10 protein-coding genes are annotated in these 15,157 nt (G+C 64.0%); 5 read left to right on the top strand and 5 right to left on the bottom strand.

All coding sequences use genetic code 11. The features are described 5' to 3' along the window. Positions 1-217 precede the first annotated feature (217 nt). The gene (locus BBBF_RS08335; protein ID WP_033509778.1) at positions 218-1,831 is read left to right on the top strand and encodes an NAD(P)/FAD-dependent oxidoreductase; all 1,614 of its coding nucleotides are present in this window, start codon (positions 218-220) and stop codon (positions 1,829-1,831) included. A gap of 204 nt (positions 1,832-2,035) precedes the next feature. After that, positions 2,036-4,102, top strand: coding sequence for a transcription termination factor Rho (gene rho, locus BBBF_RS08330; RefSeq protein WP_033509780.1), 2,067 nt, complete (start codon positions 2,036-2,038; stop codon positions 4,100-4,102). Between the two features lie 97 nt (positions 4,103-4,199). Here the strand turns inward: rho and BBBF_RS08325 are convergent, their stop codons facing one another. After that, positions 4,200-5,429: a pyridoxal phosphate-dependent aminotransferase gene (locus BBBF_RS08325; protein WP_014760684.1), complete on the bottom strand. Its 1,230-nt coding sequence runs from the start codon at positions 5,427-5,429 to the stop codon at positions 4,200-4,202. 289 nt (positions 5,430-5,718) lie between these two features. Here BBBF_RS08325 and BBBF_RS08320 point away from each other — a divergent pair, with 289 nt between their 5' ends. The 3 genes from BBBF_RS08320 (at position 5,719) to BBBF_RS08310 (ending at position 8,990) form a co-directional block, all read left to right on the top strand. Beyond that, positions 5,719-6,141, top strand: coding sequence for an Lrp/AsnC family transcriptional regulator (locus BBBF_RS08320; protein ID WP_003814289.1), 423 nt, complete (start codon positions 5,719-5,721; stop codon positions 6,139-6,141). Positions 6,142-6,253: 112 nt separating this feature from the next. Continuing rightward, the gene (locus BBBF_RS08315; RefSeq protein ID WP_003814292.1) at positions 6,254-6,682 is read left to right on the top strand and encodes a chorismate mutase; all 429 of its coding nucleotides are present in this window, start codon (positions 6,254-6,256) and stop codon (positions 6,680-6,682) included. Between the two features lie 103 nt (positions 6,683-6,785). Continuing rightward, positions 6,786-8,990, top strand: a complete 2,205-nt coding sequence (locus BBBF_RS08310) for a hypothetical protein (RefSeq protein WP_033509782.1) — start codon at positions 6,786-6,788, stop codon at positions 8,988-8,990. A gap of 118 nt (positions 8,991-9,108) precedes the next feature. Here BBBF_RS08310 and valS read toward each other — a convergent pair whose 3' ends face one another. The 4 genes from valS to BBBF_RS08290 all read right to left on the bottom strand — a co-directional run bounded on the left by valS (position 9,109) and on the right by BBBF_RS08290 (position 15,011). Continuing rightward, the gene (gene valS / locus BBBF_RS08305; protein ID WP_013363932.1) at positions 9,109-11,850 is read right to left on the bottom strand and encodes a valine--tRNA ligase; all 2,742 of its coding nucleotides are present in this window, start codon (positions 11,848-11,850) and stop codon (positions 9,109-9,111) included. An 84-nt stretch (positions 11,851-11,934) separates the two neighbouring features. Further along, entirely contained in the window at positions 11,935-13,491 is a 1,557-nt protein-coding gene (locus BBBF_RS08300) for an ABC transporter substrate-binding protein (protein WP_003818401.1), read from the bottom strand. A gap of 83 nt (positions 13,492-13,574) precedes the next feature. Continuing rightward, on the bottom strand, positions 13,575-14,237 hold the full coding sequence (gene nth, locus BBBF_RS08295) for an endonuclease III (protein ID WP_033509785.1): 663 nt from the start codon (positions 14,235-14,237) through the stop codon (positions 13,575-13,577). A 12-nt stretch (positions 14,238-14,249) separates the two neighbouring features. Further along, positions 14,250-15,011 (bottom strand): winged helix-turn-helix transcriptional regulator, encoded by a 762-nt coding sequence (locus BBBF_RS08290; RefSeq protein WP_003818409.1) that lies wholly within the window; start codon positions 15,009-15,011, stop codon positions 14,250-14,252. Between the last annotated feature and the right edge of the window lie 146 nt (positions 15,012-15,157).

The following is a 15,157-nucleotide window of genomic DNA, read 5'->3' as shown; positions in this document are numbered from 1 at the left end:
GATTACAGGCCGACTGCGGTCGGCCGTCCGCCGTCATCTGCCGGTGCCGTGTGCGCCCCAAACCGGCACGTCGCCGTTTCCCGCTCTCGTTTTCGTTGCGATACGCGGCTTCTCGTGTATGGCGACGGAAGGATTTTGTAAGCAGAACAACAAAATCGGCGTGCGTTTCCAGCGGTTCATATATACTGTCTCTGATTCAGCGATAAGGAGACCTCACGTGACGCAGAAGCAATCCGTGGTGATCATCGGCGGCGGCCCGGCTGGCCTGACCGCAGCATGGGAGTTCGTCAACAACGGCGGCTCCGACACATACGATGTGACCGTACTCGAAGAAACGCAGGAGTTCGGAGGCATCTCGCGTACCGTCAAGCACAACGGCAACCGCATGGATATCGGCGGTCACCGCTTCTTCTCCAAGGACGACCGGATCATGGACTGGTGGAAGGACGTGCTGCCGCTGCAGGGCGCCCCCAGCTATGACGACAAGAAACTCGGCCGTGAGCACGACATGGAGCCGGGCGGTCCCGACCCCGAAACCACCGACCAGGTGATGCTCAAGCGCCACCGCGTCTCCCGCATCTACTGGAACCGCCGGTTCTTCGACTACCCGATCTCCCTGTCCGTCAACACCTTCAAGGCGATGGGCTTCAAGCTCACCATGGTCGCGGGTTTCAGCTACCTCAAGTCCATGTTCCATAAGCTGCCGGAGACCAGTCTGGAGAACTTCTACATCAACCGGTTCGGCCGCAAGCTCTACTCCATGTTCTTCGAGGGCTACACCGAGAAGCTGTGGGGGCGTCATCCCTCGCAGATCTCCGCCGATTGGGGTGCCCAGCGCGTCAAGGGCCTCAGCATCCTCGGCGTTCTCAAGAACGCCTTCCGCAAGCTCAGCCCCAAGAAGCGCAAGGGTGAGGTCGAAACGTCGCTCATCGAGGAGTTCTGGTACCCCAAGCTCGGCCCCGGCCAGCTCTGGGAGACCGTGGAACGCCGGTGCGTCGACGCCGGTGCCACCGTCATCACCGATGCCAAGGTCGTCGAGATTCGTCAGGCACAGGGCCGTATCGAATCCGTGGTCTACGAGTCCTCGGACGGCAAGCGCACCGAACTGCACGCCGACCAGTTCATCTCGTCCATGCCCGTCAAGGACCTCGTCAACGCCATCGACGCGGCGTCTCATGACGATGACGCCGAAGCGTCTTCGGCGCCTGTCCCGCAGGACATGACCCACATCGCAAACGGCCTGCCCTACCGTGATTTCGTCACCGTCGGACTGCTCGTCAAGCACATGCGCCTCAAGAACACCACCGACATCCCCACGCTCGGCAACCCGCCCATCGTGCCCGATTGCTGGATCTACGTGCAGGATCCCGGTTACAAGGTCGGTCGTCTCCAGATCTTCAACAACTGGAGCCCCTACCTCGTCAAGGATGTCGACGATACCGTCTGGATCGGCCTCGAATACTTCTGCAACGAGGGTGACGATTTCTGGAACATGACCGACGCCGAGGCCACCAAGTTCGCCATTTCCGAACTGACCCGCATGCATGTCATCAACGGCCCGCAGGATGTCCTCGACTCCCATCGCGAACGTGTCAAGAAGGCGTATCCCGCCTACTTCGACACCTATGCCCAGATGTCCGAACTCATCGAATACCTCGACTCCTTCGGCAACCTTTACTGCGTCGGCCGCAACGGCCAGCACCGCTACAACAACATGGACCACTCCATGGCCACCGCCATCGAGGCCGTCGCCAACATCAAATCCGGCAAGACCTCGAAGCAGAACGTGTGGTCCGTGAACACGGATAAGTCCTACCACGAACAAAAGTAACCCACACCAGATATCGCCCCCGCTAGCGGGGGCATTTGTTTATGTCTGCGACTCGGCGTCCGTTTTTGCATTGGTCTCCAGCCCGTTATACAGTATGGAAAGTCCGAAACGCATGGAGTGCGTCGGGCGTTCAAAGCGGCAAGACCGCAATCATTCTTAGTGCAGGGACCGGTGCAATACGGTCTGCTAAGGAAAGGCAAACGAGTGGCAACTAGCCAGAATCTTGAAGGTATGAAGCTGATCGAGCTCAAGGAGCTCGCCAAGCAAATGGGTCTGCGCGGTACGTCGACGATGCGCAAGCCGGAATTGGTCGCCACCCTGCAGGCTGCACGATCAGGCGGCGAGGCGCCGGCGGGCGTTACCGTGCGACCGGTGAAGGGCGCCGCAAGCAAGCCGACCCAGCAGACGCAGCCCGCTGCACAGGCCGCGCAGACTCCGGAACAGGCTCTCAAGGCGGAGCCCAAGGGCAGTGCGCCGGCGTCAGCGGCGGATGACGCGGTGGCTGGACTGGTCGCGTCTCTGCCCGAGCCCGATGCAGCCTCGACCCGCACGCCGCGTATCTCCCGCCAGAAGGCCGCCGAATCCGACAGCAAGGACGACCGCGCCGCGGCTCCTCGCCGTCGCACCCGCGACGATGCAAAGGCGGGCCAGGTGGCTGCCGATCTGTTTGATGAACTTGACATCGCGCCGGCGGACGATCAGCCGCGTCATCGCGATGATGCGGCTGATTCCGGCATGATGCGTCGTCGTCGCCGTGCCATCGAACCACGCGAGCGCGACCAGCAGAACGACACCGTCCGCGACCTCGACGATATTCTCGCCACGCTTCCGGTGCAGAACGCCAATGCGGACGCCGTCCGCGGCACCCGTGATGACCGTGATAATCGCGATGACGACGAGCGCGAATTCACCCGCCGCAACCGTAGCGACCGCGCTGACCGTTCCGACCGCAATGACCGCACCGATCGCGGCGACCGCGGCGGCGATCGCAATGACCGTGGCGACCGCGGTAACGACCGTCGCCAGCGCCGCATGCGCGGCCGCGACCGTGGCGGCCGCGACTACGATGATCGCGACACCCGCGAAGTGCGCATCTCCGACCATCAGGACAACGGTGGCGACGATCTCGTGCCGGTCGCCGGCATCGTCGACGTGCTCGACTCCTACGCCTTCGTGCGCACTTCCGGCTACCTGCCCGGCCCGAATGACGTGTACATCTCGATGGGTCAGGTCAAGAAGTACGGCCTGCGTAAGGGCGACGCCGTGACCGGATCCATCCGCGCGCCGCGCGAGGGCGACCGCCGCAACCAGCGCCAGAAGTTCGTGCCGCTGCAGTCCGTCGACACCATCAACGGCATGAGCGTCGAAGAGGCGGCCAACCGCCCGCAGTTCGCCAAGCTCACCCCGCTGTACCCGCAGGAGCGCCTCAAGCAGGAGACCACGCCGAACAAGCTCACCGGCCGCATCATGGACATCGTTTCCCCGATCGGCAAGGGCCAGCGCGGCCTGATCGTCTCCCCGCCGAAGGCCGGCAAGACGATCACGCTGCAGAACATCGCCAACGCGATCACCACGAACAACCCCGAAGTGCACCTGATGGTCGTGCTGGTGGACGAACGCCCCGAAGAAGTCACCGACATGGAGCGCACCGTGGCCGGCGAGGTCATCTCCTCGACCTTCGACCGCCCGGCCTCCGACCACACCACCGTCGCCGAGCTCGCCATCGAGCGCGCCAAGCGACTCGTGGAGCTCGGTCAGGACGTGGTGGTGTTGCTTGACTCGATGACCCGTCTCGCCCGCGCCTACAACATCGCTGCGCCGGCCTCCGGCCGCATCCTGTCCGGTGGCGTGGACGCCCAGGCGCTCTACCCGCCGAAGAAGTTCTTCGGCGCCGCCCGCAACATCGAAAACGGCGGCTCGCTGACCATCATCTCCTCCGCGCTGGTGGAGACCGGCTCCAAGATGGACGAGGTGATCTTCGAGGAGTTCAAGGGCACCGGCAACATGGAACTGCGTCTGAGCCGCGAGCTGGCCGACAAGCGCCTGTTCCCGGCCATCGACGTGAACGCCTCCGACACCCGCCGCGAAGAGCTCATCACCTCGCCGCAGGAACTGCCGATTATCTATCGTCTGCGCCGTCTGCTCGGCGGCATGGAGCCCGAGCAGGCATACCAGACGCTGGTGCCGCGCCTGAAGAAGACCGCGACGAACCGCGATTTCCTCGCCGCCATTATCCAGCAGAGCAACAGCAACCCGGTCAACGGCAACTGATCCGGCTGCCGTCTGCCGGGCTCCGGCACGACGGCCTGAACGAGAGGAGCCCCACTTCGGCATTGAAGCGGGGCTCCCGTCTATATCCGGCCTGCTTTCAGGCCATGATCTGCAGATGATGGTATCCGGGCGTATGGCGGCCCAGCGCGGGGTTGACGTGACGTTCGGCGAACACGCGCATCCGTCGCACGCCCTCGCGCAGCTCACGCCCGTCCCCGGCGTAGGAAAGCCTCACGAATCCGGCCCCCTCACTGCCGAAGGCCGTTCCCGGCACCACGGCGACGTGCTCCTCGTCCAGCAGCATACGGCTGAACCTGTCGCAATCCATGCCGCAGGCTCGCACGTCCACGAACGCGTAGAACGCGCCCTGCGGCTCGATCAGGCGCAGCGCGGTGCAGCCGTCGAGCTCGTCCAGCACGATCTGCCGCTTGGCGCAGTATTCCTCGCGCATGGCCGTGACATGCTCCTGCGGGCCGGTCAACGCGGCCACGGCGGCATATTGCGCCGTCGAGTTGACCGATGAGTGCATCAGCTCGGCGAGCTTGCTGGTCTGTTCAATCAGCGGCTCGGGGCCGAGCAGGTAGCCGATACGCCAGCCGGTCATGGCGAAGGTCTTGGACAGGCTTTCGACGACGACCGTGCGCTCGTGCATGCCGTCGATGGCGGCGATGGAGGGCGCGATTGACGCGGAGCCGTCGAAGACGAACGGGTGATACACCTCGTCGGAGATCACCCAGATGTCATGCCGGATGCAGACGTCGGCGATGCGCTCCAGCTCGGATAGCGGCGTGACGGCTCCGGACGGGTTGCCGGGGGAGTTGAGAAGAACAGCCTTCGTGCGCGGCGTGATTGCTGCTTCGATATCGTCGGCGTTCAGCCGCATCTGGTGTTCCGGTTTGAGCGCGACGGGCACCGGCACTCCGCCGCACATCAGGGCCTCCGCATCGTACGAGGTGAAGTACGGCGACGGAAGGATCACTTCGTCGCCGGCGTCAAGCAGCGCCTTCATCGCCAGGAACAGACCGATGGTCGCGCCGTCGACCGCCTGTATCTCGGTGTCGACGTCGTAGCGCAGCCCCTTCACCTTTTCGGAGTATGCCGCCACGGCCTCGCGGAACGGCTCGATGCCGAGCACGTTCGTGTATGTGGTGTGTCCTTCGCGGATCGATCGGCATGCGGCTTCCACGATATGCGGCGCCGCGGTGGCGCTGGGTTCGCCCACGCACAGCGAGATTGCGTCAGGCACGTGCTCGACCCGGTCGAATACGTCCCGGATGCCGGAACGGGGGACGCTGAGCGAGTGCTGCGAAAGTGCGGGCATGGACATGGTGTCACCTTTCAATCATGAACAAGAATATAAAATATACAGTAGTACATTGAAAAACAGTAATTATTACTATATAATTCGTAAATAACAGTAAGAAATCAATGGAGTAATACTGGATTGACATCGCGATAAGCTGTCATCAGACAAGTTCGCGCCGGAACCGCTCCACATGCAGGTTGCGGCGAACCGTATGACCCGGGAGGACGTGATGGCACAGGCGAATACGCGCAATGACGAGGAACCGGACGCGGCATCGCGCAAGGTGGAGATCAGGCCGGAGGGCTCCGCCATGCTCGACGCCACGGACGAGTCCATCCTCGATGCGTTGGAGGAGGACGGGCGGGCCACGCTGGCTCAGCTGTCCCGGCTGTCCGGCCTGTCGGTGTCCGCGGTGCAGTCCCGCGTGCAGAAGCTGGAGAAGCGAGGAATCATCAAGGGGTATCGCGCGGTGCTCGACTTTGAGCTGCGCGGTCTGCCGATCAGCGCGTTCGTGTCCGTCACGCCGCTGGACTACTCGCAGGAGGCCGATATCCCCGGCAAGCTGCATGAGCTGGAAGGCGTGGTGTCCTGCTACTCCATAGCCGGCGCGCCCAGCTTCATGCTGGTGGTTCGCGTGTCGTCACCCAGCAAACTGGAGGAGCTGCTGAACCGCATCCATCGGACGGTGCCGGTCAGCACCGAAAGCACGGTGATCCTGCAGACGTATTTCTGACGGATGCCATTCGCCGTAGGCGTTAGACATCCCGGCCGGCATTGACCATATCGTTCCATCGTTGAGGAATAGCCGACGGCCCGGGTTCGGCCCACGCGCTATGGTAGGCAGTATGAGTGAACCCGAGAACAGCGATTGGGCGAAGCCGTCATCCCGCGAGGTGGGAGGCGGCGGATCCGAAACCGTCATCGACGCCGACACCGCACGGCATGATCCGCAGACCGCGGTCACCGTGGCCAAGATCAAGGCGCTCAGGCAGTCCATCGACAATGTGGACACGGCCATCGTCTCCTTGCTCGCGGAGCGGTTCAAGTACACGTCCCAGGTGGGTGTACTCAAGGCGCGGGCCGGATTCGCGCCGGCGGATTACAAGCGCGAGGACTACCAGATCGAACGGCTGCACCGCATCGCCATCGACGCCGGGCTCGATCCCGACATCGCGGAAATGTACCGGGAATTCGTGGTGGCCGAGGCCAAGAAGCGGCATCAGCGCATCGCCGACGCGGGAGGGGATCCCGGCGTGCTCGACGTGTTCGCCTGATCGGCGGAGATTTGCCGCTCTGCCCGCATCGTCGGTGGCGTGCATATGCATGCCTGTATTCGGCATGCGGGCCGCGTGATGATGAATGAAAGGGGGAGCGACGATGGCGCATATGACCGGGGTGATGACGCGAAGCCTGGCGGCTGCCGCCACGCTGGCCCTGACTCTGGCCCCTTCGGCGGGCGGGCCGGTCACGGCCGGTGCCAATCCGGCCGAAGGAGATGCCGGGTATTCCAAGACGCAGAATGTCATGTCTCTCGCCAACTCGGACGGGGTTCCGGGACGCCTGTACGTCACCAACCAGTTCACGGTCTCCCGCGGCGGCGACATCGTCGACTACGTGGCCGGCAACAGCGGTGACGGTTCCATGCTCGCGGCGGAATACAAGGCTGTGGAAACCGGCAAGACCACACAGGAGCGGGTGAAGGCCGGGCAACGCGTGTTGCCGTGGTCGGTCAGCATCGCCTACGGCCTGAACGGCCCGCAGGTGAAGCCGTCCCAGATCGCCGGTGCCAGCGGACTGGTCGATATCCGTATCACCGTGGAGCCCAATGCGGCCGTGTCCAACGGCTACGCGGAGAACAGCATTCCCGTGGTGGCGTTCACCGTACCGTCTTCCGTCTCCGACGATATCACCGTCGGAGACGGCATGACGCTGACGATGCAAGGATCCGACATGCTTGTCAGCGGCGTCGGGGAGCCCGGCAAACGCACGGTGTTCGACTGCTATATGAACGCGAAGAACTTCTCGATGAGCCAACTGGCGTTCGTGACCGTGCAGGCCGATGACACGGCGTCGTTCGTCGACGAGGTCACGGCTGTCTCCGACCGTGCTGACGCACTGGTCAACACGCTGGTCGTCACCGGTTCCGCGTCGGACCGCAAACTAATCGAACAGCTGACCGCCATGCGCGATCGCGAGCAGAAGCTCGGCGAGAAGGCGATCAAGGAGAAAACCGCAGCGCACAAGGCTGCGTTCTCGTCGTATATGGCGCATTACGTGGGGTCGTACACGACCCATCTGTCCGGCAGCATCGGCTCATCCACGCAGATGCAGGCGCTGATCGGCACAGCCGGCGAACTGACCGGCGACACCCCGATGGCGCAGGCGGTCACCGACCTCGCCAACGCGGTCAACGCGGTCAGTGCCGCGCATGAGCACGACGGCGCAGTACATGCCATAGACGACCTGATTCAGCGCATCCGTCAGCGCGGCACGTCGGGACTCGCCGATGAGATCAGCCAGACCATGGCCCAGGAGTCCACCGAGGGCGCGACGGCGTACAAGGCCGGGCAGAGCCAGCTGTCCAACGCGATGATCCCCTATTCGATGGCCTACACCGACGTGTACACCAAGCATCTGAGCGAGCTGACCGGAGGCACGTCGGCGGGAGCCGCGCGGTATCAGCAACAGGCGATTGACGCCGCCAACGAGGAGTTCTCCACCAGCGCCGACCTTCAGGACGACAATCAGAAAGTGCAGTCGGCGATGGACGCCTTGGCGGCGGCATCCGAACATACGGGCGCGGCGAACGCATTGCAGCAGATCAGCATACAGTTCGCCGGCGCACTGACCAGCACCGCCTCCACCGGCGATGCGCAAGGTGGCGATGCGGCTGCGGACCGGGTGCGTTACGGCTGGGCCGGTTCCGACACGACGTCGATGGCGGCGAAGGCCGAGCGCAAGCGGCTGGCCGCCGTCAGCAGGCAGGAGCGTGAGGAGGCCGAGCGCAAGGCGCAGGCGTTGGCCAGTGGCAAGACCGATGACGACTCGCAGTCAGGCATGAGTATCGGCGATGTGATGGGCAACGCCAGCGGCCTGGGCATGCTCGGCGGCGCTGCCAAGAGCGACGGCAAGGGCGGCAACAAGGATAGCGGCGACGGCAAGGATGGCAACGCCAGCGGCAGCGGCTCGTCTTCGGCGGCGGGCACGGCATCCGGTTCGAAGTCGGCGTCGGTTCCGAAGTTCTCGCCGGTATACGGCATCGCCGGCATGAACCCCAGATCGCCGTTGCAGAGCACGTCGTCTGAGCTCATCGACGAGACAGTGGCGATTGGTGACGTCTCCGACATGCTGGTTCAGGCCGCGCAATCGTTGGCCGGCCGCGGCAGCGGCGGCGGCAGCGCAGCCGTCGCCGGCAAACCGGTCGCGCGTCTCGCTGCCGCGTTGAGACGGTTGTCGTGCGACGGCGCCAACGCATATTCCGACCACTGCATCGCCGACGGGCGGCACAGTTACGACGTGCTATCCGACTGGAACCGGCATACCGAGGATCTGCGTCTGCTGATCATCATGCCAGCCGTGTGACGGGTGCGCGGCATACGGCGCACGGCGCGCGGCCGGCATGCCGCCGTCACGATGCCGTGGATGCAAAACGGCCCCCCTCGTGGATCCGAGGGGGCCGTTTCCGTTAGTGAGAAGCAGGTTACTTCTTGGCCTTCTTCGCCGGCGGCTCACCGAGCTCGCTGGCATCGATGACGACGGTATCGTCGCCCTCGCCTTCGGCCGCGGCCTCCTCGGCGTGCTTTTCGGCGAGATCGAACTTGCCGATCACGCGGCCGGCCTGCGCCACGTCGTCCAGAGCGGACTTGATGGCGTCGATGCCGTCCTTGACGGCGGCCAGCGTCACCGACAGGATCGGGGTCTTCATCGAGACCTTGGCCTCGGACTTGATCTTGCGCAGCTGCTCGACGGCCTTGCCGGCCCAAGCCAGCGTCTCCGGGGAGGCACCGGTGGCTGCTGCGGCATAGATGTCGGCCTTCGGCCAGGCGGCGCGGTGCACGGACCCCTCGCCGGTGTGCATCCAGCTCCACACCTCTTCGGTGGCGAACGGCAGGTACGGGGCCAGCAGGCGCGCGAAGGCGTCCAGGCCTAGGCCCAGCGTCGTGCGCGCGGACTTCACGGCCGCGTCGCTCGGCACCTTGCCGTGCGCGTCGGCAGTGCCGTACGCGCGGTTCTTGACCAGTTCGATGTAGTCGTCGCAGAACTGCCAGAAGAAGCTCTCGATGACTTCCAGCGCCTTGGAATGCTCGTAGGCGTTCAGCGCGTCGGTGGCCTGGCGGATCACCAGCGCCAGCTTCGCCATCACGGCGCGGTCGAGCGGCTCGGTCACATCGGCCGGGTTCCAGACGGCGTCGGCCGTCTCGCCCACATGATGGTTCTCGTCCTCGCGACCGATGGCCAGCGCGAACTTCGAGGCGTTGAGCAGCTTGATCGCAAGACGGCGGCCGATCTTCATCTGGCCTTCGTCATACGTGGCGTCGAGGCCGAGACGGGCCGCGGCGGCCCAGTAGCGCACCGCGTCGGCGCCGAACTGCTCGATCGGCTTGTTCGGCACGACGACGTTGCCCTTGGACTTCGACATCTTCTTGTGGTCGGGGTCCAGGATCCAGCCCGACAGCGTGGCGTGCGCCCACGGCAGGCACTTGTTCTCCAGATGGGCGCGGTCCACGGTCGAGAACAGCCAGGTGCGGATGATGTCCTGACCCTGCGGACGCAGATCCATCGGGAACGTGGCCTTGAACAGCGCCTTGGAAGCCTCGTCCGGCTCCTCCCAGCGGGTCACGATCTGCGGGGTGAGCGAGGACGTCGCCCACGTGTCCATGATGTCCGGCTCGGCGGTGAAGCCGCCGGGCACATCGCGCTGGGACTCGTCGTAGCCTTCCGGCACGTCATTGGTCGGGTCGATCGGCAGACGGTCCTCGCTCGGAGTGATCGGATGATCGTAATCCGGCTCGCCGGAAGCCTTGACCGGGTACCACAGCGGGAACGGCACGCCGAAGAAGCGCTGGCGGGAGATCAGCCAGTCGCCGTTGAGGCCATGCACCCAGTTCTCGTAGCGCACGCGCATGAAATCGGGGTGGAAGTTGAGCTCCTTGCCGCGCTCGATCAGCTCGGCGTTCAGTTTGGCGTCGGTGCCACCGTTCTTCAGGTACCACTGACGGGAGGTGACGATCTCCAGCGGCTTGTCGCCCTTCTCGTAGAAGTTCGTCATACGCTTGGTCGGGGTCGGCTCGCCGTCCAGGTCGCCGGCCTCGCGCAGCGCGTCGACGATGATCTTGCGGGCGGAGAACGTGGTCTTGCCGGCGGTCGCGGCGAACATCTCACGGCCGGCCGGGTCGGTGATCCAATCCGGGGTGTCCATGACGATGCGGCCGTTGCGCTGGATGATCGGGCGGGTCGGCAGCTTCAGGTCGCGCCACCACTCGACATCGGTCACGTCACCGAAGGTGCAGCACATCGCGATGCCGGCGCCCTTGTCCATCTCGGCGGCCGGGTGCGCGAGAATCGGCACCTTGACCTTGAACAGCGGGGAGTACACGGACTGGCCGAAATACTGCTTGTAACGCTCGTCGTTCGGGTTCGCGATCAGCGAGGTGCAGGCCGCGAGCAGCTCGGGACGGGTGGTCTCGATGTAGATCGGCGTGCCGTCCTCGAAACGGAAGGCGACCTTGTGGTAGAAGCCGGGGTATTCGCGGCTTTCCAGCTCGGCCTGGGCCACGGCGGTCTGGAACGTCACGTCCCACAGGCCGGGCGCGTCCTGCTGATACGCCTCGCCGCGCGCGAGGTTGCGCAGGAACGCCTTCTGCGCCACGCGCTGCGGGTGCTCGCCGATGGTGTGGTAGGTCTGCGACCAGTCGATCGACAGGCCGAGGGAACGCCATAGCGCCTCGAACTGCTTCTCGTCCTGGGCGGTGAGCTTCTCGCACAGCTCGATGAAGTTCTTGCGCGAGACCGGCACCTGATCCTTGGCGTCGATCTTCTTGCCGTCGGTGCCCTCGAACGGCGGCTTGAAATCAGGATCGTACTTGAGCGACGTGTCCACGCGCACGCCGTAGTAGTTCTGCACGCGGCGCTCGGTGGGCAGGCCATTGTCGTCCCAGCCCATCGGGTAGAACACGTCATAGCCTTGCATGCGCTTGAATCGCGCGATCACGTCGGTGTGCGTGTAGCTGAACACGTGGCCGACATGCAGATGGCCGGATACGGTGGGCGGCGGGGTGTCGATGGAATAGACGGCCTTGCGGTCGCGGGTTCCCTGGAACTTGTAGACTCCGTCCTCGTCCCATTCACCGCGCCACTTGTCTTCGAGCCCGTCGACGCCGACCTTGTCGGGCAACGGGGTGAGGTGTGCCTTGATGATGCTGTTATCCTGCTCTTCGGTCATAAGCGACAGTCTAGAAAGCAATCGTGACAACAGCCGCGCGGCTGCGTCCGCCGGCGGGCGGGTCCGGGCGCATGGACCCCCGAATCAGTCCGTGGTGGTCATATCGGCGAGCGGCAGCTGCGTGTAGGTCATGTTGACGGGCACTCCGGTGATGTTGCTGCGGTACGCGCTGATTGGCTTGCGCGTGCAGATCCAGTCCACCGGCGAATCGTCGTCGAGCGTGCCGATGAACGACTGGAAGTTCTTCGCGTAGTCGTCGCTGCTGAAGGATTTCAGCGCCTTGCTCCACGCGTTCTGCGAGTCGGTGCTGACGAAGCCGATGTACGAGTTGCTGTCCATCAGGAGGTCCAGATCGTCCTCGCCGTCGGTCTCGTAGATCGTGAAGTCGTATTGGCGGTCCTGCGTCACGGTCTTGCTCCATGTGGCATCGTCGACCATCGACACGGACACGTCCGAATACGCGGGTTCGGCGTACATCGTCTGCTTGACCTGTTCGCCGATCTGGGAGCCGTATTCCTTCGGATAGACGAAGGTCAGCGGTCGTCTGGAGACGCGGAAACGGAAGTATTTGATCAGGTCGTTGCCCTTGCCGATGTCGTGGCCGAACGTCTCATCCGTCTTCTGATATCCGTCGTCGAGCGGTGACAGCGGCCCGGTCATGACCGTGCCGCCGCCCAGCGCCTCGGTCATCGCGTTCTTGTCGATGAGGTAGCGCACTGCCTGCCGGAACCGCTTGTCGGAAAGGATGGACTGCGTGTTGTTGCTGAAGGCGAGCACGACCTTGCGGTTGCTGACGCCCTGCTTCTTGACGATGCCATCATCTTTCACCGCGTCGGCGGCGGACTGATCCAGCGCGACGGCCGCGTCGATCTGGCCGTTGTTCAGAGCCTTGGCCAGCTCCGTGGTGTCGGCCGCGAAGTTGACGGTGACGGTCTTGGCCTTGGACTTGCTACCCCAATAGTGGTCGTTGCGGCTCAGCGTCAGCTGCTTGCCGGATTGCCATTGGGAGACGGTGAACGGTCCGGACCCGCTGGCCTGCTTTGCGTAGTCGATGTTCTCACGCTGGTTGTAGACGATGCCGATGCGCGTGGTGAGCTTGGCGAGCAGCCGCGGGTCGGGTTCGCGAAGACGCAGCACCAGCGTGCTGTTGCCGTCCGACTCCACGTTGGACAGCGCGGACAGTTCGTCGCTGCCGACATACTTCTTGGTGATGATCTGCTGCAGGGACCATACGGCGTCGGACGAGGTGATCGTGGTGCCGTCGGCGAACGTCGCGCCGCTGCGCAGGTTGAAGCGGTAGGTGGTGCCGTCTTCGGACACCTTCCACGAGGAGGCGAGCGACGGCTGGATCTTGTTGTTGTCATCGCGCTTCAGCAGCGTCTCATAGACGTTGCCGAGAAGGACGCGGTCGAGCGAATCGTCGTCGGTTGTCCGGATATCCAATGATTCCGGGGCGCCGGTGATGCCGACGCTCACTTTGACGCTTGATTGCAGGCCGCTGAAGGTGGGCAGCGTGTATTTGCGGTGCAGCAGGGACCAGCCCAGCCAGACGGCGCAGCCGAGCACCCCCGCGACGATGACAAAGATGATGGCGGACTTCGCCGAACTGCTGATGGAGGTATGCCGTGCGCTGTGCTGCATGGCTCCGAGTGTAATGCCCGGGGTAAACGGGTCGACGGGGGATCCCTGATGCGTGGGATACCGGCCGGGTCCGTCCGCTTGGTCTATATCAGTGAGCTCGGGCAGGTGTCATGAAGTGGGCACACCTCGCAATCGGGTTTGCGCGCGTGACAGGTGGCGCGTCCATGCAGAATCAGCCGGTGCGACAGGTCGGTCCACTGCGACGGCTCGAAATACGAGCAGATCTCCCGCTCGATATGCACCGGATCGGGACTGGACGAGTTCCAGTCGCCGCGCCAGCGCAGCCGTCCCGTCACGCGGATCACATGCGTATCGACGGGGAATCCGGGCACGCCGAACGCGTTGCCCAGCACCACGTTGGCCGTCTTGCGGCCGACGCCAGGCAACGTCACCAGCGAGTCCATCGTATCGGGGACCTCGCCACCGAAACGGTCACGCAGCACTACGGCCAATCCCAGCAGATGCTTGGTCTTGGAACGGTAGAAGCCGAGCGGGTGGATGATGTCTTCGACGTCCTGCGGATTCGCTGCGGCCAGGGATGCGGCATCGGGGAAACGCGAGAACAGCTCGGGCGTGACGGTGTTCACCCGCTTGTCGGTCGTCTGGGCGCTGAGCACGGTGGCTATCAGCAATTGCAGGGGAGAAGTGAAATCCAAGGCGCATTTCGGGTGCGGGAACGCCTCGACGAGCAATGCGTACTCCTCGTGCATCCGCTGGATGCGTGCCCGTTTGGATTCGCGTGGCATGATGTGCCGGTCTTACTGGGCGTCGGCGTCAGTGTCGTCGGAAGCCGCCGGAGCCGCGAGTGACTTGTCTCCCTCGCCCTCGGGCGGGTCGAAACGGTAGCCGACGTTGCGCACGGTACCGATCAGATGTTCGTATTCGCCGCCCAGCTTGGCGCGCAGGCGACGGATGTGCACGTCGACGGTACGGGTGCCGCCGTAATAGTCGTATCCCCACACCTCCTGCAGGAGCTGCGCGCGCGTGAACACACGGCCGGGATGCTGCACCAGATACTTCAGCAGTTCGAATTCCTTGTACGCCAGATCGATGGGCCTGCCGTGCAGCGATGCCGTGTAGCCGTTGGTATCCACCACGAGATCGCCGGAACGGATCTGGCCATCCTCGGTGCGCTCCGAATCGTCCGTGGTGCTGGCGCCCGTGATCGGCGCATTGCCGCGTTCCGACACCAGTCGCAGGCGCCCCTCCACCTCGGCGGGTGAAGCGGAGGCCACCACCACATCGGCGATGCCCCACTGCGAGTTGACGACGGTGAACCCGCCCTCGGTGAGGATCAGCACGATCGGCGTGGCCAGGCCGGAAGCGTGAATCAGCCGGCACAGCGTCTTCGCCGTGGCGAGGTCATCCCGGGCGTCGAGGAAGAGCACGGTGTTCTCCGGCATCTTCACCAGGCTTGCGGCGTCCATCGGCAGCACGCGCACGCGGTGGGACAGCAGTGCAAGTGAGGGAAGCACGGTGGCAGGGTCGTTCGCGAATGTCATCAGCGTCAAATCAGTCAACCGCTTCCCCTTTCCTGAATATGGATAACCGTAGTACCCATATGGTTAGTGGTCATATTGTAGGCGCATAATGTGGACAGCCGACGCTAGGCTAGAGTTAGTGGAATGGCGGTCGCGAGGCTGCCGCGGATTGCGATTTGTGGAGT

This window comes from Bifidobacterium bifidum ATCC 29521 = JCM 1255 = DSM 20456 (genome assembly GCF_001025135.1).
GTDB lineage: Bacteria > Actinomycetota > Actinomycetes > Actinomycetales > Bifidobacteriaceae > Bifidobacterium > Bifidobacterium bifidum.
Note: the sequence above shows the minus strand (reverse complement) of the source record. Positions and strands in the feature narration are given on the sequence as shown.